Below are 19,032 nucleotides of genomic sequence, written 5' to 3'. Positions count from 1 at the left end.
CCAACGTTGATCACCTCAGCGCGCTGGAGTATTTCCTCAAAGCTGACTTTATGCGCCTGCTGCGCCCAGAAATCAGCGCCGACCCAGCGGTCAGCGCGTAGGGCAGGCGATTTCAACATTGCATGTTTTGACATAAAGCCGCGGAATTCCTCTTCCCCGGCGTCTTTGGCTTTCCTGAACTCCCGATAAAGAAATTTCTCATCCACCGAAAAGCCCAGGTTGGGTTAACCATTGCAAGGTTTTCCACCAGCAGATGTTCGCCGCTGGCCACCATTTCAGGAGGATGTTCAAAAATAACGGGCAGGAAATGTGGATCGACTATTTTCCGTCGCGCACATCGCGGGCATACTGAAGTTTTTGTCTGAACACGCCGGCCGGCGGATCGTTCGACTGCGTGGTGGTGTACATCACAAAACCTTCAGGCCGCGATGCTAAGCCACCTATCGCCTCGCGCAGCATATCGTCAGCGTTGTGCTGCTTCCCGAAAGCCATAATTCATCTATCAGCGTGCCAACCGACTTGATGCCCGAAACCGTATTGGGATCAGCCGCCACCACTTTCAAGGTGGTATCTGTGCCGCGGTGGGTGATAGTCCGGATGTGGGTCGAACCTGACACAGGTCATCAAGGTCATCGTCACGCTTCACCATATCCGGGCGGGATTGAACGCGTTAGTGGCAACCTCAACCGTCGGTGGCAATAATGGTGTATCCGGCAAGCCTGTCGCCAGTTGAGCAGCAACGCCGTCATCATGATCCGGCGGCAAGCGTAGACTTGAGTTCTTCTTCGGTATCAAAACAAACACTTCCGTGATGTGCCGACGTCCGGTTTCAGCATCGTAAGAACCAAACAATGCGGCCACCAGAATCGAACACCCACTGCGCAAAGGCTTCACCGAAAGTAGGCGATCCTGGTGCATCCACAATCTTCAGTTGTCTGAAAACGTTGAGGGCTATTTCAGCCTGCTGCGGTAAATCGGCGCAGAATAATCGACTGACCTTTTTTCAGGCGCTCGGCCCAGTCAGGGCAGGCGGTTGTCCATTCAGGCATAGCTATGTCTCGCGGTTATTTAACCACAAAGTTTTAGGCGGTTGTGGGACGGCAAATTTATTGGCTGCTTTTCTGGCCGCGTCGCTTTTGCGTCCTTTTTACGGTATCCCCCATCTTGGGATGCTTATAAGGCAGCATCGCTTTTGCTGCATCTTTCCGGGTTTCAATTTCATTTCCCGTGTCATTCATCACCCACTTAAGAAACGCCAGAGGGTCTTCAAATTGACTGGGCGTCAATGTCGTGCGAGGCGGTTTTTTCTCCGGGCGCGTTTACTGCTGGGTATAGAACATTCGGCGGTACGCGGGTTCATCATCAACGTCGACTTTTTCATTCTTTTTTCGCTTTATAAACGCGATGACCTCCGGGTCTTAGCAAGCTGCGACCCTTTGACCGCGCGGATTTCTTGAGTATCCCGCCTTTATTGCCGCCGCTTTTCTGGGACATCCCGACATCAGCGCGAGAGCGAATTTACGCTTTTGTGCTGTTAACATTGTTTACCCCCTCCAGAGGGGATTTTTTCTGTGCTGAGAGGGAGTGTCGGTGCCCAAGGCGATCGAGGTTAACACCCAACCCCCCCCCCTCATTGTTAAATGAGAATAAATATCATTTTATTTTTAATGATTTCAAACTCAGCCAATGGCGAAGTGATATTGAGAACCCTTGTCACGATGGTCAGATCACCACGATGTTCGGCCCCAGGCCATCGTCGGGAATGTAATGCTTCAGCGCCTCCTCATCAGGCTGACCCGTCGAGGCTTCACGCGCTGACTTGCCTGAGTGACATTCAATGCAGAGCGTCCAAAGGTTAGCTTCTCCATTGTTGCCACCAAACTGCAGCGCCACCCGGTGATCCAGTTCGCTATCGTGCAGGTCAACAACACGATCACACATGCAGCAGTGACCACCGTCACGCGCATAAATACGCCGCTTCAGGCTTACCCTAGCGCTGCCACTCACGCGCCTATGCTCGCCAAAGACCGGCTTTATCCTGCGGGTGTCGATGGCTTTCAGTCTCGGCTGCAACGTTTTCAATTTAGACATGTAGCCTCCAGGCCCTGCGGCGCTCTGTGCGTGCAGTGGCATCAGGGTGACGCTCTACCGGTTCACCATCGGCATGGTCCACCAATGAGTAACAGGGATAGATGACGCTGCCACCGTATGCATCACCCACGGCGTAATCAGCGGGTTTGCTGTTGTCCCAGCGGGACAGCACGCGATCGACATGCTGCGGCGGCACGCTATAGCAAACACCATGTATGAGGCGCGTTAGCGTGATGTGGTCTGCCCGCATCTTGTCAGCCACTATCAACCTCTCGGCGATTTGCATTTGATATTGCGGCGGACGTCCGGTGCCAAGATAGAAGGAGCACAAAGAATCAGGGAAGCGGCTCAGCCATTCAGCAGCCTTATTGACAAACCCAGCAACCGGTAGTGCATCGTCTTCAATGATCACCACCCGAAAATCCAGCCCAGCGGCCCACTCAAGCGCCCGACGATGGCCCCAGGCTGCGCCATGATCCTCAGGGTCAATCATGACGTGGGAAGTTGGGCCGATTTGATAAGCCAGTGCCCTCGCCTGTGGCTCTCTTGAGTGATGCCCAACAACAACAAACTTTATTTGTGTTTCCACCAGGCATTCTCCTTACCGAGTCCATCCGTCTTGAACACGGTGTGAACCTGCGGGCCGGTGATAAGCCGGTCAGCAAATGACTGTGCAACGATGCCAAAGGCGATCATGTCGCCTACTGCGGCCGCCGGTTGTTCCATCTTCCAGAACCGATAGCTTTCGATTCGGTAATACAGGCGAATGATGCCGTGAGCGAATGCCATAACATCATCACGCGTTCCGCCCAGCAGCCCGGCGTTAAGCATCACGTCGTTGCGATGGCCTTCGAGGAACGCCTGATAGATGCGTTCGGGATGGCTCTGCTTCGCCCATACATCGGCATAAGTCTTCGGTTCGGAGCCGACGTAAGTCTTCCCGGCCTCCATGTCATCCCACGGCGCGCTCAGCATTTCGACATCGGTTCCATCGGTACACCAGACGAACCGGTATTCAGGGTGATCACGCAGGTACTGCCAGACGTGCAGCCAGCGGCGGAAATAGACGTTCATTGCAACATCAGGAACTGTCACCCGTTGAGCGCCATCAGGTGTGGAGGTTAGTTGGTCAGCCAGCACTACGGCGTCAGCATCCTGAATTGATTTAGCCCATACCTCAAGCGCCGCCGGGTCAGGCTGCATTCTGCTACCGCGCTGCGGGTCAGGTTGGCTCGTCAGTAATGTTGTGATCACAACGTCGTGCTGGCGTCGGTATTCGACATAACCGACATACCCCGTATCGCGCCGCCCGTTGTGAATTTTTACATTTCGTTTAACTAGCGCTTCGCGATCAGGTCGAGGAACTGACCGAGTAACGTGTTCATATTCATCAAGAGAATGAATGAGCTTTTCTGAACCCACGACATCAGCAAAAGCCCAGGTAGTCAGCCCGGCATTATGTATGCGCATGGCGAGGTCGCTGTGTTCGTACATGCCGCGCCCGTAAATCCAGTCGAATCCGCCGACTTTTTCAATGGCGCTGCGGTGGTAGTAGAGCATCACGCCACGTTGTCCGGTATAAGCAACGTGTTTATCATCGCGATAAAGCACTGCTATATCTTTCAGCTTTCTTGGTCCAGCCAGGTCAAGAAACTGATAAGCCAGATGTGGTTCTGGCGACGCGATATAGGGCACATGCCAGTTATCGGTGATCGGCCACGCATCGTCATCCCACAGAAACAAATGTTCGCATCCGGCATCCATCAGCGCGGCCAGGCTGGCGTTCTTCGATGCGACAATGCCGAATGATGTTTCATGGCGAACCCGTTGCACACCCGCGGGTACTGAAGCGGCAGGATTTGACCCGTCGTCTACAACAACCACTCGCGCGCCAGCGGGTAAAAACTGCAGATGTTGCGTCAGGGCGCGACGTAGAACGTCAGCGCGATTGTGCGTAGAGATAGCAATTCCGATCCGGGCAGAAGGATGACAGACAGGCGCATACGGAACATTATCAATAATGACCTGCATATTTTCTCCGATAAGTAATCAACCAGGTTGAATGCTGATTTTTCGGGTTAGGACAGTTGGCTACCGTGTGGATTTGTTTAGCAGTGAACTCCGGGGACAGTTGAGCGACTACAACAATGCTATCGCGCTTACCCTGCTCCCCTTCAAAAACGTAAATCAACATCGGACGCCCGGCAGTTGGCTTTTCCTCAACTTGAGGAGACGCTATTACGCTTTTTTCTATCAGCGTTTCGATGGTGCGCTTAACGTTGTCGTGCCGCTTTTCTACCAGATCAGCTATTTCAAGGCTGGTCATGGACATTGATTGATCATTAACGGGATATTGCAGCGTATTTCCCTTCTGTGGTGCGAGCCTGTTCGCGTAGACATGGGCAGCCGAGAGCGGAACGATGTGATCCACCGCCCTATCTCAGACTCACACGACGGAAAGCTCTCTAGTGAAGTGCACGCGAATGCACGGTTTGATTGACTACAGGCGAAAAAAAGTCCCGCGAGATACGAGGCTTATCGATTTTTGGTTTTCGGCTGGTACTTCATCGCCCATGCCTTTGCTATGCGAAAGCAATCGTCAAACATCTTCCCCTTCCCTGATGCTGAGCTTGAACAGCGGTAGTGGTCTATCGCCCTGTCTGCCCCCTTCAGGGCAACCGATGGCTCATAGCCCTGTTTCACCAGTTCAGCGACCACATGCTTTTCAATGAATGGCGTGTAGTCTTTCATTCGGCTTCCCTTATTCAAACAAGACATCGCTGAATTTCAGGTTTGCCCAGTCGCTTTCTGGTGGTAAAACAAGCACTCCTCGCTCATCTTTAACGCCGACATCCATTAGGGTATCCCCGTATTGGTGCATTAATGCATTCATGTACCGGACACCTCGACGATTCAACATAGGGGCTTTACCCCATATCGTTATACACATCTTTCTAACGCACTGTTTAATCAATGAGTTACGGGTTTATCTCAGAGTGGCATTTTGAACCTCAAAAAGCCAATGGGATGGCTTGAATGCCTTAATTCACGGGGTTCTGAGCATCCTGTTCAAAAAATGGCCAAAAGATGTGTATAACGATATGGCTTTACCCCCACAGATGATGGCGCGAGGATCAGGTGTCAAAGTAAACGGCTCAAGCAAACGAAGACAAAATGCAGCCCTTTTCGGCGGCGATATTTTCGATAAGTGGTCATCAAGGAAACCACAAAGAAAATAGCGGCAGACTTCGATATCACCAGCCTGATAGCGGTATACCGGGCGACGGTTAGTTGCCATCAGGTGGTACATGTAGGCATCCGCGACGCGCCAGCAAAAGCATTCGGGAGCAGGAATATTGCTCATGGTCTCCCCCTTAAAATGTCAGCAACAATTGAGCTTCTTCAATCAGCACTTTAATTTTCTTCGCATGTGCTGCCTTGATGCCTTTCCACTCGTTCAATCCCGTGCCAAACACGCTAGCAACGGCTTTGTCACTTTTTAATTCAGCGCAAGCTGCATTGAGTTCTTGCATAACGCTACGCTTACGGGGATTAATGACTTGTCCTTTTGTCCAGTATTCATAGAGCACGTCATCACACTCCTCTTGATACTGAACCACTTTGTCACGGATTTCGGGCTTGACCTTATTGGGATAGATGGTACGGAGCCATCCAGCAAGTTTGCGCAAAGGAAGGCAAGCCATTTTTCTCTCCTTGCCATCAGAAGCAACTATAACGATTTCCGTTACAGTTGATTTAAAGCGTTGTTTTAACTTCTCTAATTGAGACTGCCAAGTCATCCCCATGCCTTCAACAATGGGTTTCATTGGCACATGAGGCTCGCCATTGTGCTCAATAACGTAAAGTTCCGTGCCGTAAAATGTTGCAGTAACGATCATCTTGTTCATTGGTGTTTACCTTCAAAAAAGAGACCTTAGATCACACGAACAGCCAGCCCCTGAGCACACCAATTACTGGCGTTCTCCAAGGTCGCTTTTGTGAATAGCCTCAGGGTTTGTTGATATGCGCGTATGAAGCGCAGGCGAAAAAAAACCCCGGACGGTGCCGAGGATCATTGTTTGGTTTCGCAGCCTTGCCACTTCTTCACAGAGTTGCACAGCTACTTGGCAGGTAAATTCTTCCCGGATCCTTCGATTTCACGAATGCTTCGCTTGTCGGCGTTACACTTCTCAATAACGGTCAGCAGTTCTTCATTCAGCGCTACACTCTTGCCGTAGTTCATTTGATACGGAATTTTTGGTGCTGGACAGTCCTGTAAAAGTTCAGCGGGGATGGGGACTACTGGAGCCATTACGAATTCTGTCCGCGTGCTCTCGCAGCTTGCTAACGACATCATCAGGAACAGGCCGACTAGCACACTCATCAGTCGATAACTTTTCACGAATGTAAACCACGGTAGTTTCAGACCGCCGCTGTATCTGCTGTTTTTCATCGTGATTGGCCCGCGTGATGGCGTTGAAGATACGCATTGACTGGATCACATTTCCAGCGATAGTTTCGGCCTGCTGTTGTTTCCGCGCTGCTGCTTCGAGGTCTTCCGTTTTATCACTGTACGCGTCGTGGTAGTAGTAGACGCCGAATGACAGCATAGCAATGAGAGCAAGCAAAATAGCGATTACGGTATCCCTGATAGACATAGTGACTCTTCCTTCGCCGCGCCGGTCATCAATGCCAGCAAGGCAGCAATCACCCAAATAAGTTTCCAGCGCATCATGCTGCCAGTCTGTACTGCTCTTCAATCAGCGGTTGGCGATGGTTTTTGTTAAATATTCCCATCAGCGTGGCCTTGCGTTGCTCAAAGTCCCATCCCATACCAATGAATACCGTGTTGGCGCGTTGCAGTTCGGTAATGCAGTGAATCTGCTCAGGGGGCAGGTAGTCGCGGATACTCTCCTGCTTACCTATTTCGTGATGAACACGGAATTTAACCGCCGTCATATCAAGTGCTATCCGGTTAATCAGGTCGGCCTCGTTGCTGAAATGGTGTGGGGCAATCGTCTTGCCATGTGCCTCGCGCTCATGCTTGATAGCATCAGTCATTGGCTTGTACTCAAGCCTGGCAATATTGCGATCCATCTTCTTGCCCGCTAATGCCTTGCGCATACGGAAGAACTCGGAAACCAGCTTCTTCTTGAATACACGAACGGCATCATTATTGCGCATGTAGGTAATTAAGAGTGTAGTTTGCTGCTCGTAGAGAAATGCAATACGAAGAGGCTTGCCACCACCTTGACTTCTTTCAACCATACGGATTTCAAATCCGAGTGGCCCGAACTCTTCCAGATCGGCTTTGTTACGGTCAACAAGCTTGATAATGGTGTCATGATCTTTCTCAACACCCTCAGCAATCGCCATAGTATTCGCTACAAGATCAAATTTCTTTATTTCCACTAATTGCATCGCTTATTTCCTTTTGATGATAGAGCCTGCCTCGTAGACATGAGTGGCCCAAGAGTGGTTAGCGATGAAACCGCCACTCTGTCTCAGGCTCATATTGCATATTCGCATCGTGATCGATCAGTGATTCGCATGACAATCGATCACGATTTCGCATCTAAGGTCGATCACTGATTCGCGTCGTATCGATCACTCCGGGACTTAACTCTTCTAACCTCCTCTCCGTTCGCAGTTTCTACTGAAATGGAGATAACGATGGCCAGAAAGAGAAAAAGCAGGAGTCCCATGGAGACTTGTCTTCAGATCTTCAAACTCAAATTTGAGTGCAACCAGTCTAATCGCACCATCGCCGCTGCTCTTAGGGTCAGCCCTTCCACAGTTTATGAGGTGCTCTCCCGTTTTACCGCCGCATCGCTGTCGTGGCCATTGCCTGATGCGCTCTTGCCAGAAAAACTGGAAAAGATGCTGTTCCCCACCCGCAGAATGCGCACCTCGGAGCTTATCGCGCCAGACTGGCTGTATATCGATACCGAGCTAAGACGGCCAGGGGTTACCAGGCAGCTGTTGTGGATAGAATACAGCACCGAAACCGGAGAAATGGCGCTGGGCTACTCTCAGTTCTGCCGTTGTTATCGCCAATGGAAGAAATGCCAGAAACGCTCGATGCGCCAGACCCACCGTGCCGGTGAGAAGCTGTTCATCGACTTCTGCGGGCCCACGGTGCCGGTATCCGACCCCGATACGGGAAATGTGCGCCGGGTCGCCATCTTCGTCGCTGTCATGGGAGCGTCAAATTATACCTATGCAGAAGCCTGCCCCGGTCAGGACATGATGAGCTGGCTGAATGCTAACAGCCACTGCCTGACCTTCCTCGGCGGCGTTCCAGCCCTGCTGGTACCCGATAATCTGCGTAGCGCGGTGAGCAAAGCAGATCGCTACGAGCCGGTCATCAACGACAGCTATCAGTCTTTGGCCTCGCATTACAGCACGGTAGTGATGCCAGCCAGACCCTACAAACCGAAAGACAAGGCCAAAGTGGAAAACGGCGTCCTGCTGGTCGAAAGGTGGCTCCTGGCGCGAATACGCAATGAAACCTTCCATACGATGCATGCGCTCAACGTCAGGCTCAGTGAGCTGATGACCGAGCTGAATAACCGGCCAATGAAAGGTTATGGGGGCCAGAGCCGAGCGCAGCGCTTTGCGCTGCTCGATGCGCCGTGCCTGCAGCCGTTGCCAGCCATGCCCTATGAATACACCGAATACCGTGCGGTGAAGGTCGCTCCTGACTATCACGTCGAATACGACCGCCACTGGTACTCCGTTCCCCATGAGCTGGTTGGTGAAAGGCTGTCGGTAAAAGCGGGTCAGACGTTGGTCCAGGTCTGGCATAAGGGCCGCTGCGTGGCTCAGCACCCTCGCAGCGATCGGCAGTACAGCCACAGCACGAATCCGGCACACATGCCGGTCAATCACCGCGGGCACAGCAGCTGGACACCTGAAAAGCTGCTGGATAATGCCGCGAGAACCGGCAAGGCGACCTGGCAGGTGGTGGAAGCGATGCTAAACGCGAAGAATCATCCTGAGCAGGCTTATCGGGCTGTTCTCGGCCTACTGTCGCTCCAGAAAAAATACGGTGCCGAACGGCTGGAAAAAGCCTGTGACAAGGCCTGCGGGCTGAACCATCCGGAAAGGCGTTTTATCGAGAATCTGCTGCGTCACAACAGGGAGGGCATCGGAGAAACAGTTAAAGGAAATAGAGAGTTACAGCTTCCACTGGAGCACGAGAATCTGCGTGGTCCAAAATATTACCACTGAAAAAGGGAGTCGTTATGACTGATGACCTGCTAACCAAACTTAGAACGCTGAAGCTGTCGGCAATGGCCGATGGCATGATACGCCAGCGTGAGGCACCTGGTACATACAATGAGCTGGGGTTCGCAGAACGCCTGGGGTTACTTGTCGAAGAAGAGCTACTGAATCGTGAAAACAGCCGTGTTGGGCGGTTGAGAAAGCAGGCACGGTTGCGCCACGGTGCAACCCCTGAGGGTATGTACTATCCGGTCTCCCGAGGGTTAAAGGCCGAACAGATGCGCGAGCTTCTGTATTAGCTCAGACCTGATCTAACAGTTACCGGTTATTTATACAGGTGTCTGTCAGATTAAATCTGGTTCAGATTTTTTTCTGCCCAGACTCGTTTACCATCAAGTAACGCGGCCATTGGCGTACGCCCGCAGCACATTTTACCCTGATGAGTTCGCTCATTATTGTAATGCCACAACCAGTTGTCCAGATCCTTTTGTAGACTTTCTAGGTCCTCGTATAACTTCTTACGGAACGCAACCTGATAAAAATCCTGCAAAATAGTTTTATGGAAGCGCTCGCAGATACCGTTTGTCTGCGGAGACATCGCTTTCGTTTTCGTATGGTCTATATCGTTGATAGCCAAGTACAGCTGATAGTCATGTTGTTCCACTTTACCGCAGTACTCCGTCCCCCTGTCCGTCAGTATTCTTAGCATTGGCAGCCCCTGAGCTTCGTAGAACGGCAGCACGCGATCATTGAGCAGGTCGGCGGCAGAGATCGGTGCTTTACTCGTGTAAAGCTTGCAGTGCGCCACTTTCGAGTACGTATCCACGAACGTCTGCTGGTAGATACGGCCAACACCTTTCAGATTACCCACGTAGAAGGTGTCCTGCGACCCCAGATAACCCGGGTGAGCAGTCTCTATTTCACCACAGGCTTCGTCGTCGTGCACCTTCTTCTCCAGTGCAGCGATTTGAGCATCAGTAAGTACAATGCCTTCTCTGGCAACTTTTTCCTCAAGTGCCTTCAGGCGCTTACGAAAGTTTTCCAGATCGTGTCGTTGCCAGATGGAGCGCACACCGCTGCCAGAAATGAAGACGCCTTTTTTACGCAGCTCATTACTGGTCCGGTGCTGGCCATGAGCCGGGAACTCAATGGCGTAATCAACAACCGCACGTTCAGTGGCTTCATCAGCACGGTTTTTCAGGTTGGGAACCCGGCGGTTTTGGTTAACCAGAGCGTCAATGCCGCCTTCTGCCGCCAGTTCCTGATAGCGATAAAACGTGTCGCGTGACACCCCCATGATTTTACAGGCTTTTGATACGTTACCGAGTTCTTCGGCGAGATTGAGCAGGCCGGCTTTGTGTTTGATGATGGGATTGTTAGTATGAAGCATGAGAGTTACCTCGTGTTTTGTATAAGGATTCGACACCCATATCAAAACCGGTAACTCTCAACCTTTCAAGGTCCAGTGTCAGATCAAGTCGCGACTAATACACTTTAATTCAGTTATTAATCACTGATTCAAACAGAGCTTTCTCTTCCTGGCGGCGCTTAATCAAGCCGGGCAGCGGTAATTTTTTACCCTTGACGGTGACATGGCACCATTTGGGAAACTCTGCCGCTGCACCAGAGTAATCACCTTCATTCAGCTTCTTAAGCAACGTCGAAGTGCCAAAAGCCCCGATGCCGATATTGAAAACCAGTGAACACAATGCATCAAACTGATTCTGGCTCACCGGCACGGTTATCAAGGCATTCAGCTCTTCAACCACAGCGTCGATATCGTCACGCAGAAAAGTGTCCGCCTGCGCTGGCGTAATAACATCCTCTGCCTTGACGCCGGTGGTATGCCCGTAGCCGACAGTCCATTTTTCAGCGCTGCATTGATAGGCATTGAGCTTAATGCCCTCAAACGCCTTTATCCGTGCTAATCCTTGCGAACTCATTTGCATCGTTACTTCAGATCCCTATGTCGTGTAAACGCCTTTATGCGCTCACGGATATAATCTGTTCCCACATAACCAATATAAATTGCTAGTAATTCTGGTGTCGCGTCAGGTAAGGACCAGTTAAAAATATTTTCAACCAGACTCAGTAAGGGTTTGACAAAGAATGCCAGGGCACTGCATGACATCGCATCGAATAAGCGTCGACTCCATGAACTTTTGACACACGCGTTGCGCAAAAAAGAAAACAAGGCCGCCAGCGTCGCATAGCCAAATTCAGTCTGATGACGTTGTATCCAGTTGATAAAGGCGTACCAGAATGCAGGCTCTTTTTCAGGCATATTGACGGCTTACTTAGGGCGGATTTTAAACAAAACAGTAAGGAAAAAGGCCACCCTAAGGCATATCGTTATACACATCTTTTGGCCATTTTTTGAACAGGATGCTCAGAACCCCGTGAATTAAGGCATTCAAGCCATCCCATTGGCTTTTTGAGGTTCAAAATGCCACTCTGAGATAAACCCGTAACTCATTGATTAAACAGTGCGTTAGAAAGATGTGTATAACGATATGACCCTAAGGCAGCCTTCATCTCATCATGGGTTGTGGGTTACTGAGGCAGTTTCCAATACTGAGCCGGCGAGCCGTTACAGGACGCCACTTTCAATTGCTTGTTTAACCCTTGAGTGGTAAGACATTTTCCGGTCACCACATTTTTCAACTCAGTTCCTGCGTTAACCCCCCTTTTCCACTGCTGCTTGCCGTCACCAATACGGCATCTTTTTAACGCCACTGTGCTACCGCCCCTGTCCTCTAAACACATGCCATTTTGCAGCTCAATATAATAGACCGTGATAATTTCTTCTGGCTGAGACGGTTGCGATGGGCAAGGCGACAGAATGCTACTATGATTATCTGCACTTGCTACTGCGCAATTACGACCATTCGCTATTGAGATAAAACCCGATTTGACCGTTTGGGTCACGGTGTGAACCTGTGCTCCCGTCATTATATTTTCGGTGACATCAGATGCGACCAAGGCGCTAAAAGACACCGGCACCGAGAGGCAGAGACAGGTAGTCAGTATTGCCAGTTTCATTTTTTTCATTGCAATTTTCCTTATGTTAATGTGTTTAATGAAACTCCGTCAGTGTATAAAAAATCACCACGGAGGCACGCAGTAAGGCTTCAGCTTTAGGCGGAGCCGGTGGTGTATTTTTCCATAGATTTCATCGCTCCACCTCGTCTAGGGTGGCTGTCGGTCAGAAAAAAGGCCACGCCGGAGCGTAGCCTTGAAAAATGCGTCAAACACGAATTATGCTTAACTTGAGTTACCAGTACTTATCAGACTGCCTACCCATAACGAAAAGGACATCGCCATGAACAATAAACCAACAGCCCGCCAACTTGCGTTTGAATATCTTCGCAGACTGTCCGAGGAGCTAAGCCCTACCGATTACCTGAAGAAATTTGAACAATTGGAATCAGAATTCAGCACATTACTTCACTCATCATGCTCCAATGATAAAACCACAGGGCTTTGCGAGTTTTTATCGCGCTTCTGCCCAAAATGCAAAGCCGATGGCCAGCGAGGAAACCGCTAGAAAAGAAAAGCCCCGGCATTAACCGGGGCCCTATCGCACATCTGTACCAAACTGATATAGAGGGAACAACAAATTTAGATGTGAGACCCGATGATTTTATTCAGCAATCATGCGCTGTCAATAGACAAAAGCCCCAACCACCAGAGGGAGTTGAGGCTTCATGTCCTGCGCGCTCCTGTCGCAGAATGGGGGTATTATGTGTTATAACGTTATAACAGTCAAGCGTTTCACTGATCGTTTGATCAGTTATTTAGCCTCAGTCCCGTCAATGCCGCTGTAGAAAGTGCTGGATATCCGCTTGTTGCCATCGCGCCAATGTATTCGTCAGCAACAGATTGTGCGATTGATTGGTTTCATCAAGCAACTGCTTCATTTCTGATACTACAGCATCCGCATCCTCCCGATTCTTGAGCACTCGCCGGACAGCTTGCTTTTCAGCGTCGCACATGACCTCTTTTAGCGCATTAGTGAAACTGTAAATGCGTTGGCACTCTTCCGCGAGGATCGGGATATGACTCACGCCAAAATGCTGTGGGGACGAAACGCCAGCCGCATAACGCAGTGCATGCCATATGGCATTGCTCCATGAGCGCCCAAATCGGAAGCCGTTAGCCATGCCCCAGATAAGCCGAGCTAAATGGGATGTATCGTCGGCGGTTAGTGGCTCTCGTACTTCGGGTTGGTAGCGTTGCTTATGGTTAGCGCATTCACTGTTAAAGTAGCAATCTTCCAGTTGCTCGAACACTTTCCATGCCTGATCGGTCTCAAGCATCTTGGCGTGCCTGGCCGCCCCTCGCTCTGTCCACAGGATGAGGCTGCGAACATTGGGGGCTATTTTCACAGAAGGTCTTAAAGACATGCTGTGCTTGAAGTCTCGTAACTGCTGCTCCTCAAGCATGAAATAGTGCTTCCCAGAAATAAAGCGTTCCGTATTTCGACTGTAATTTTTACGGATGTAATCTGGCTCGGTACCATACAACTTCGCGAGTAACTCCGTAGTAACAACTGGAATATTCTGGAATAGAACCACAGGGATAGATTCAGTAGAGATATGATTAGCCATAATTGGCCTCCTTATTGGTTTTAGTCATGGTCACCAGTTAGTAGCTGGTAGCCAGGTGTCAACTAGAGCCCAATAAGACGCTCCGGGCATATTCCCCTCTCGGGTATTGTATTACGCCTCTCCACCCGGCCTTCGGATGTGATTACGCCGTTTTACGGGCATAAAAAAGCCGCATGGCTATCGGGTGCGGATGACCGCTTATTGGTTCCAGTGCGGTCAGCCTACGATAGGTTTTGCGAGCTTGTCAAACCGAACTTGCAAAATTTTGCAGATTAGCGGTCAGATCGCTTACACTTGGATTAAAACAGGAGGATTTCCCATGGGCCAAGTTGCATTTGATACTCAAGAGTTCGTAGAAACGCTAGAAAACGCCGGGTTGCCCAAAGACCAAGCTAAGGCTATTTCTATTGCTGTCCGAAAGTCTCACGAAGTGGCCGATGTAGCCACAACACGTGACCTTGAAGACGTTCGTAAAGATTTAACATTTCAAATCACTGATGTTCGCAAAGATTTGCAGCTTGAAATGGCAGGTATTCGTTCCGAACAAAAACTCATCCGCTGGATGCTTAGCGCACTTATTGCTGGCGTCGTCTCACTGATTATTAAGGCGTTTTTTGTAGCCTCAGTCTAACATCAGGCCACTTCCAAAAGATCGGCAACTCTACCCGCTATGTAAGCCTCGGCGCGAGCAAGGAAGCCTGTGATGTAGTAGGTGGGCTTCCCTAACTCCTGGCCTATCGCCCTGCACGACACCTTGCCCTTGTAATACGCTACCACGATATCGTAGCCCAGCGGGTCGAAGTGCTTCAGTCTCCCTACCGCCCGGTCAACTGTCTCACCGTCGGCATCGGACAGCATGGGCCGGATATCGCTGCTTGCCGTGGCGATTGGCCATGCTGCCTTGTACTCGGTGCCAATGCGTGAGCCGCTCCAGTTTCCCCATGCCGTCAACAGGTATCGAATATCTCTCATTTCACCGTCCCCCAGTTTTTTCCGTTCCTGATGCTGTAGATATGCTGCTTGCTGGTCTCGAATTTCCTCGCCACCTCCGCCACCGGCATACCGGAGGCCAGCAGCGCACGGATAAGCGGGATATCTTGCGCCGTGAGTTGCACTCGTTTTCTCATGTCACCACCAATTCAGTGATGACGATATCCAGACCGCCACCCTTCACCCGCTCACCACGCTTTACCCTGAAATCATCTATCTGTTCGTCGTCCTGCATGAATCCAACGTGAGTGAGCGAATCGAAAACCGCCTTTTGCAGGTTGTCGAGGTCACGGCGTCGTTTGTCTGGAGCGTTGGCGATGATGGCGATTTTCAGTCTTGCGGGAGTGTTGATATCGAGGTGTTGCTGCTGGATTATCTGGATGATGCTTTGTCGGTATGCTTTGCCTTTCTCGCTGATGTAGTGCCGATGTCGTGCGTGCCACCAGTAGGTGTTTAGGCTGGGAGGCCACGGTAGTTTCAGGTGATATTCGGTCATCGCTTAATCTTCCCCTGCGCCAGTAAAATCGCCTGTGTGCGCATGACGCCTTCCAGATGATGCAGCCCGGCATAGTCGGCATCGGTGATACGCGTACGGCGGTCGATTTCATCGTGACAGGCAGAACAGGCCCATGCGCCAAAAAGGTCATCAGGCTTCATTCCGGTGCCGCAAATGCCGGACATTCGGTAATGGGCCAGCACTACAGTTTCCGCGTTGCCGTTACAGATACCCGAGAGCCTCACCTGACACTCTCGGCCTCTGGCCTCTTTTCCAAGATTCGCCATATCTACCTCCACATCCTGTTAACCATTGAGCGTGGCGTTGGTTTGAGGTACTGCTGTTCAGGAAGGGTGACGACGACATCCCAGTATTTCGGGTCGCTGCTCAGTGACCTGACAGCGCGATAACCCTTGTCTTCGTAATGCCTGACAAGGTGAGCGGCCTCTTCACCGGTTAACCCGTCGTACCTGAAACTGGTTTTCTTCATCCGACTCTCCCGAAATAATCCCCTGAATAACGCACCTCGCGCAGCCTGACGCCGTTGCCGACCGCCCAGGCCTGGGCGTACTCAATCAAACTGTTCATGCGCTTTACGCCCATCTGAGCCGTGCTCTCGCGGAGGCTGCAAAACGCCCCCTCCAGCCCCGTAACCACCTCCCCCGGCCTGCCAGTAGCGATGGCATGTCCCGAAACAAACAGCGCCTTCCAGTCCAGCAGCGGGCGCGGTTTATCGGCCCACACCACCTGACGCGAAACATCGGTGCATAACGCATGGAACAGGTCGTTCTGCGGCAATGTCCGTTTAGCATCGTTGATGGTGATTTCGAGGGGGCGGTGTGGGTCGGTGGGCAGGGAATCAATAAACGCTTTCAAGTTTTTTCGTATTCGCTCATCACGCAGCAGGAAGCGTGTTTTATCCATCACCGACTCCTGAATTTACCCACCCAAACAAAAAGGGCTGCCATTGCCAGCAGCCCCACGATTAATTCTGTTAGATATGCTGTCATGCCGCCTCCGTTTTTCTTAATTGCTGCTGATAGACCTTTGCGCCATTCTGAAGCATGTCATTAAAATCTCCCGATTGCGGCCAACGTATGCTGACCAGTTCAACGTCATTGTTATGAAGCATATTTCTGTGCCCACACTCAAACGCTGCCGCAAGTCCCGCACCATTAGGGTCTGTGTCGGCAAAAATAATTAAATGCCTTACCCCCTTTGGTGCCCTGAACTTGCGAAGAAAACCTGCATTAAGCGTTGACCATGTATTGCATCCATACAGTTGTTTACAGGAAAGCGCGGTTTCTATTCCCTCGGCTACCCCCAGCGTGGTCGATACCGGGAACATTCTGATAGCGACTGAGCCTGCAAAATTGAGGTAGTTATCCTCCTGGAGCTTCGACATTTTTTTATTTACCGTAATCGAGGCTTTTCTGGCGTTATCAAGAAGTGTCCTGTGCAGATAACATCCTGCCCCCTTGTCATCCGTTGCCATCGCCCACAATGACTGAAAAACGCCGTCATGGGTTGTCTCATGCGGATTGAATCGAAGATGACTGACGGGTAACTCGTGAATTCCCCGGCTGGAGAAATAGTGCTGTGCGTCGGTATTTCTGAGGGGAAGAAGCGTGGAAAATCTACTGATTACCCGTGTTCGAAATTCCTTTACCGGCTGTAATGTTTGCTGCTGTTGCGGTTGGTAGGTATTGCCTATAAGCCGGTCTATCTCTCTTGCGAGTGTCTTGAAATCCTTTTCTTGCGTTAACTCAAGCAGTTTCCAGCCATCTCCCGCCCCGCAAGTACAAATCCATTCGCCGCGAGCCTCCTTGTTGTCTATTCTGAACTTGCCCTTTCTTCCGCATATTGGACAATCACCCTGATAATGTTTTTTTCCGGCAATGGGGGGCAGGCCATAATAATTAAATATCTCCGCCCATCGCCCAATCACCGCGTCGATGGTTTTCATGGGGTTTTCTCCTCAATAATGCTTCACGCATATCAATGATATGTTGCGTAGTGCTTTTCTCACCCTCCACGTCTGCTGGACGCGAAGGCGCATTGTCATGGGTATCAACCTGACGGGCGCGTCCTTTGGCAAAGGCGATTTGGCGTGATTTGATGAAATTCAGTACTTCGGGAGAGATATCTTGTGGGGTATCGTGCAGGTTTCGGGGCCAGTGACCAAACTTGTCGCGGAACAGATGGCTACACCATCCATCACTCAGTGGCTTTCCGGCATATTCGCACGACCGCTGGTAGAATTTTATCTGACTCCACCACGCCTGCTTCTCATCGCGAGTATAAATCCGCATCTTGCCATTCAGCTTCGTCAATCCCCGACTTTCGTCAACAGGCACATCTTCCCCACCCAGTGGCTTGAAACCGCATTTAGGGCAAACATAAACACCCGCAGGCTTCATGTAATGGCACTGCGTGCAGGCTTTCGGCTTGTCAGATTTTTCTGGGCGCTGACGGTTATTTGTCTGGGAGCACATCCCATCGGAGGAAGCCGGCAATGCGTCGTACTCGATTTCATCGGGAAAACCCAGCCGGTGAACACTGCCCGAGTGATCGAAGATAATGCATTTTTCTTTGCCTGAAGCGGTGCGAAGCCCCCGCCCCAGACATTGGACCCAGCGTATCTCAGACTTCGTCGGGCGTGCGTAAATGATGCAACGCACATCACTGTCAAAACCGGCTACCAGTACGCCAACATTGACGATGACTTTCGTTGCGCCGGTTTCAAACCGGGTAATGATTAACTGACGTTCATCATGCGGCGTATCCGCGGTCATCACTTCAGCATTCACGCCAGATTTTATAAACTCTCGTGTGACATAGTTAGCATGACTGACATTAACGCAAAAACAGACCGTTGGCCTGTCTTCGCCGTTTTCCAGCCAGTTGCGTACAATGTTGCCAACCAGCGTGGCATCCCCCATGATGACCGCCAGTTGCTCCTCGTTGTAGTCCTGCCCATAAGCGGCCAGATTCGATGTCCTGACGCCGCTCACATCTGGACGATCTGGTGCGTAGAACTCATACGGGCTTAAATCCCCGAGGCTTATCAACTCACGCATCGTGGTGGGCTTGATGAGCTTCTCGTAGTATTTTCCCATCCAGGCCGCGAAAGGTGTACCCGATAACCCTACCACCTTGATATCGGTATCCCGGATGATTTCCAGCAGCTTTTTGCGCCGCATATGGGCTTCATCAACAATCAGTAAATCAATATTGTCCGGAAACGGTCGGCGTATCAGGGTGTCAGCACTGGCAATCTGTACCAGCTTATCGGGATCATGCAACGGATGGTCACGCCACACATAGCTGATTTCATCGGCAGGCAGGCCGTATGCAACAAAGCGGGTCGCCGTCTGGTCAAGCAACACGGTGAACGGGGCGACAAACATCACGCGAAGGCCGCGACTGACAAAACCGTCGGTGATGAATGCCGATATCGCGGTCTTACCGAACCCGACTGGTGCAGAAAGTAGCAGGGTACGTTGCTGCTTCCAGTGCTGGCGCAGCAAATTTAATGCTGTTACCTGCCGGGTTTTTAGTGTTATGGTTAACATCGTTAATGCATTCCTTGTTGTTTGCCTGTTCTGAGTCCCGTCA

The 19,032-nt window shown here is 50.9% G+C and carries 26 protein-coding genes and 4 pseudogenes; 5 read left to right on the top strand and 25 right to left on the bottom strand.

Annotated features, from left to right (window positions below; genetic code table 11):
• From ACWWJF_RS01360 to ACWWJF_RS01320, 9 genes and pseudogenes are all read right to left on the bottom strand, one after another.
• Positions 1–1,049: pseudogene (locus tag ACWWJF_RS01360) on the bottom strand (terminase large subunit domain-containing protein); the annotation flags it as partial.
• Between the two features lie 57 nt (positions 1,050–1,106).
• Positions 1,107–1,238 (bottom strand): hypothetical protein, encoded by a 132-nt coding sequence (locus ACWWJF_RS01355; protein ID WP_455868464.1) that lies wholly within the window; start codon positions 1,236–1,238, stop codon positions 1,107–1,109.
• A 102-nt stretch (positions 1,239–1,340) separates the two neighbouring features.
• Positions 1,341–1,541 (bottom strand): annotated as a pseudogene (locus ACWWJF_RS01350) (terminase small subunit); the annotation flags it as partial.
• Positions 1,542–1,722: 181 nt separating this feature from the next.
• Entirely contained in the window at positions 1,723–2,091 is a 369-nt protein-coding gene (locus tag ACWWJF_RS01345) for an HNH endonuclease (protein WP_455868387.1), read from the bottom strand.
• Complete coding sequence (locus tag ACWWJF_RS01340) at positions 2,084–2,683, bottom strand: hypothetical protein (RefSeq protein WP_455868465.1); 600 nt, start codon at positions 2,681–2,683, stop codon at positions 2,084–2,086. Before ACWWJF_RS01340 ends, ACWWJF_RS01345 begins: the two co-directional genes overlap by 8 nt.
• Positions 2,665–4,122, bottom strand: a complete 1,458-nt coding sequence (locus ACWWJF_RS01335) for a glycosyltransferase family 2 protein (RefSeq protein WP_455868386.1) — start codon at positions 4,120–4,122, stop codon at positions 2,665–2,667. The genes ACWWJF_RS01340 and ACWWJF_RS01335 overlap by 19 nt, the downstream gene beginning before the upstream one ends.
• Before the next feature lie 70 nt (positions 4,123–4,192).
• A pseudogene (locus tag ACWWJF_RS01330) lies at positions 4,193–4,423 on the bottom strand (phage regulatory protein/antirepressor Ant); the annotation flags it as partial.
• A gap of 203 nt (positions 4,424–4,626) precedes the next feature.
• Positions 4,627–4,842 (bottom strand): hypothetical protein, encoded by a 216-nt coding sequence (locus ACWWJF_RS01325; RefSeq protein ID WP_455868385.1) that lies wholly within the window; start codon positions 4,840–4,842, stop codon positions 4,627–4,629.
• A gap of 10 nt (positions 4,843–4,852) precedes the next feature.
• Positions 4,853–4,984, bottom strand: a complete 132-nt coding sequence (locus ACWWJF_RS01320; protein ID WP_455868384.1) for a hypothetical protein — start codon at positions 4,982–4,984, stop codon at positions 4,853–4,855.
• A 139-nt stretch (positions 4,985–5,123) separates the two neighbouring features.
• Here ACWWJF_RS01320 and ACWWJF_RS01315 point away from each other — a divergent pair, with 139 nt between their 5' ends.
• A complete protein-coding gene (locus ACWWJF_RS01315; protein WP_455868383.1) occupies positions 5,124–5,330 on the top strand; it encodes a hypothetical protein in 207 nt (68 codons plus the stop codon).
• 135 nt (positions 5,331–5,465) lie between these two features.
• On the opposite strand, the gene ACWWJF_RS01310 is transcribed toward ACWWJF_RS01315, so the two are convergent.
• From ACWWJF_RS01310 to ACWWJF_RS01295, 4 genes are all read right to left on the bottom strand, one after another.
• Positions 5,466–5,999 carry a phage antirepressor N-terminal domain-containing protein gene (locus ACWWJF_RS01310; protein ID WP_455868382.1) on the bottom strand — a complete coding sequence of 178 codons (534 nt, stop codon included), beginning with the start codon at positions 5,997–5,999 and terminating at the stop codon, positions 5,466–5,468.
• Positions 6,000–6,211: 212 nt separating this feature from the next.
• Positions 6,212–6,403 carry an Rz1-like lysis system protein LysC gene (lysC, locus tag ACWWJF_RS01305; protein WP_455868381.1) on the bottom strand — a complete coding sequence of 64 codons (192 nt, stop codon included), beginning with the start codon at positions 6,401–6,403 and terminating at the stop codon, positions 6,212–6,214.
• A complete protein-coding gene (locus ACWWJF_RS01300; RefSeq protein WP_455868380.1) occupies positions 6,375–6,851 on the bottom strand; it encodes a hypothetical protein in 477 nt (158 codons plus the stop codon). Before ACWWJF_RS01300 ends, lysC begins: the two co-directional genes overlap by 29 nt.
• Positions 6,823–7,512 carry a Rha family transcriptional regulator gene (locus ACWWJF_RS01295; protein WP_455868379.1) on the bottom strand — a complete coding sequence of 230 codons (690 nt, stop codon included), beginning with the start codon at positions 7,510–7,512 and terminating at the stop codon, positions 6,823–6,825. The genes ACWWJF_RS01300 and ACWWJF_RS01295 overlap by 29 nt, the downstream gene beginning before the upstream one ends.
• Positions 7,513–7,794: 282 nt before the next feature.
• Between ACWWJF_RS01295 and istA the strand changes: the two genes are divergently transcribed.
• On the top strand, positions 7,795–9,324 hold the full coding sequence (gene istA / locus ACWWJF_RS01290; protein ID WP_455868378.1) for an IS21 family transposase: 1,530 nt from the start codon (positions 7,795–7,797) through the stop codon (positions 9,322–9,324).
• 14 nt (positions 9,325–9,338) lie between these two features.
• Positions 9,339–9,611, top strand: a pseudogene (locus tag ACWWJF_RS01285) (ATP-binding protein); the annotation flags it as partial.
• 56 nt (positions 9,612–9,667) lie between these two features.
• Here ACWWJF_RS01285 and ACWWJF_RS01280 read toward each other — a convergent pair.
• The 4 genes from ACWWJF_RS01280 to ACWWJF_RS01265 all read right to left on the bottom strand — a co-directional run bounded on the left by ACWWJF_RS01280 (position 9,668) and on the right by ACWWJF_RS01265 (position 12,360).
• Positions 9,668–10,708 (bottom strand): IS481 family transposase, encoded by a 1,041-nt coding sequence (locus tag ACWWJF_RS01280; protein WP_455868377.1) that lies wholly within the window; start codon positions 10,706–10,708, stop codon positions 9,668–9,670.
• A gap of 109 nt (positions 10,709–10,817) precedes the next feature.
• Positions 10,818–11,267, bottom strand: coding sequence for a lysozyme (locus ACWWJF_RS01275; protein WP_455868376.1), 450 nt, complete (start codon positions 11,265–11,267; stop codon positions 10,818–10,820).
• A gap of 2 nt (positions 11,268–11,269) precedes the next feature.
• Positions 11,270–11,602 carry a phage holin, lambda family gene (locus ACWWJF_RS01270; RefSeq protein ID WP_455868463.1) on the bottom strand — a complete coding sequence of 111 codons (333 nt, stop codon included), beginning with the start codon at positions 11,600–11,602 and terminating at the stop codon, positions 11,270–11,272.
• Between the two features lie 269 nt (positions 11,603–11,871).
• Positions 11,872–12,360 (bottom strand): ricin-type beta-trefoil lectin domain protein, encoded by a 489-nt coding sequence (locus ACWWJF_RS01265; protein ID WP_455868462.1) that lies wholly within the window; start codon positions 12,358–12,360, stop codon positions 11,872–11,874.
• Between the two features lie 280 nt (positions 12,361–12,640).
• Here ACWWJF_RS01265 and ACWWJF_RS01260 point away from each other — a divergent pair, with 280 nt between their 5' ends.
• On the top strand, positions 12,641–12,865 hold the full coding sequence (locus ACWWJF_RS01260; protein ID WP_455868461.1) for a YdiH family protein: 225 nt from the start codon (positions 12,641–12,643) through the stop codon (positions 12,863–12,865).
• 265 nt (positions 12,866–13,130) lie between these two features.
• Here the strand turns inward: ACWWJF_RS01260 and ACWWJF_RS01255 are convergent, their stop codons facing one another.
• A complete protein-coding gene (locus ACWWJF_RS01255) occupies positions 13,131–13,928 on the bottom strand; it encodes an ORF6N domain-containing protein (RefSeq protein ID WP_455868460.1) in 798 nt (265 codons plus the stop codon).
• A gap of 319 nt (positions 13,929–14,247) precedes the next feature.
• Between ACWWJF_RS01255 and ACWWJF_RS01250 the strand changes: the two genes are divergently transcribed.
• Positions 14,248–14,559, top strand: a complete 312-nt coding sequence (locus ACWWJF_RS01250; RefSeq protein ID WP_455868459.1) for a hypothetical protein — start codon at positions 14,248–14,250, stop codon at positions 14,557–14,559.
• Positions 14,560–14,561: 2 nt separating this feature from the next.
• On the opposite strand, the gene ACWWJF_RS01245 is transcribed toward ACWWJF_RS01250, so the two are convergent.
• From ACWWJF_RS01245 to ACWWJF_RS01215, 7 genes are all read right to left on the bottom strand, one after another.
• Positions 14,562–14,900 (bottom strand): antiterminator Q family protein, encoded by a 339-nt coding sequence (locus ACWWJF_RS01245; RefSeq protein ID WP_455868458.1) that lies wholly within the window; start codon positions 14,898–14,900, stop codon positions 14,562–14,564.
• On the bottom strand, positions 14,897–15,055 hold the full coding sequence (locus ACWWJF_RS01240) for a helix-turn-helix domain-containing protein (RefSeq protein WP_455868457.1): 159 nt from the start codon (positions 15,053–15,055) through the stop codon (positions 14,897–14,899). Before ACWWJF_RS01240 ends, ACWWJF_RS01245 begins: the two co-directional genes overlap by 4 nt.
• A complete protein-coding gene (locus tag ACWWJF_RS01235) occupies positions 15,052–15,414 on the bottom strand; it encodes a RusA family crossover junction endodeoxyribonuclease (RefSeq protein WP_455868456.1) in 363 nt (120 codons plus the stop codon). Before ACWWJF_RS01235 ends, ACWWJF_RS01240 begins: the two co-directional genes overlap by 4 nt.
• The gene (locus ACWWJF_RS01230; RefSeq protein WP_455868455.1) at positions 15,411–15,701 is read right to left on the bottom strand and encodes a DUF1364 domain-containing protein; all 291 of its coding nucleotides are present in this window, start codon (positions 15,699–15,701) and stop codon (positions 15,411–15,413) included. The genes ACWWJF_RS01235 and ACWWJF_RS01230 overlap by 4 nt, the downstream gene beginning before the upstream one ends.
• Before the next feature lie 199 nt (positions 15,702–15,900).
• Positions 15,901–16,338: a recombination protein NinB gene (locus tag ACWWJF_RS01225; protein WP_455868454.1), complete on the bottom strand. Its 438-nt coding sequence runs from the start codon at positions 16,336–16,338 to the stop codon at positions 15,901–15,903.
• A gap of 82 nt (positions 16,339–16,420) precedes the next feature.
• Positions 16,421–17,380, bottom strand: a complete 960-nt coding sequence (locus ACWWJF_RS01220) for a primase-helicase zinc-binding domain-containing protein (RefSeq protein ID WP_455868453.1) — start codon at positions 17,378–17,380, stop codon at positions 16,421–16,423.
• Positions 17,334–18,989 carry a DEAD/DEAH box helicase family protein gene (locus ACWWJF_RS01215; protein WP_455868452.1) on the bottom strand — a complete coding sequence of 552 codons (1,656 nt, stop codon included), beginning with the start codon at positions 18,987–18,989 and terminating at the stop codon, positions 17,334–17,336. Before ACWWJF_RS01215 ends, ACWWJF_RS01220 begins: the two co-directional genes overlap by 47 nt.
• Positions 18,990–19,032: the final 43 nt, after the last annotated feature.

The organism is Symbiopectobacterium sp. Eva_TO, assembly GCF_053848865.1.
The sequence above is the reverse complement of the archived record's forward strand: the minus strand, read 5'-3'. Positions and strand labels throughout refer to the sequence as shown.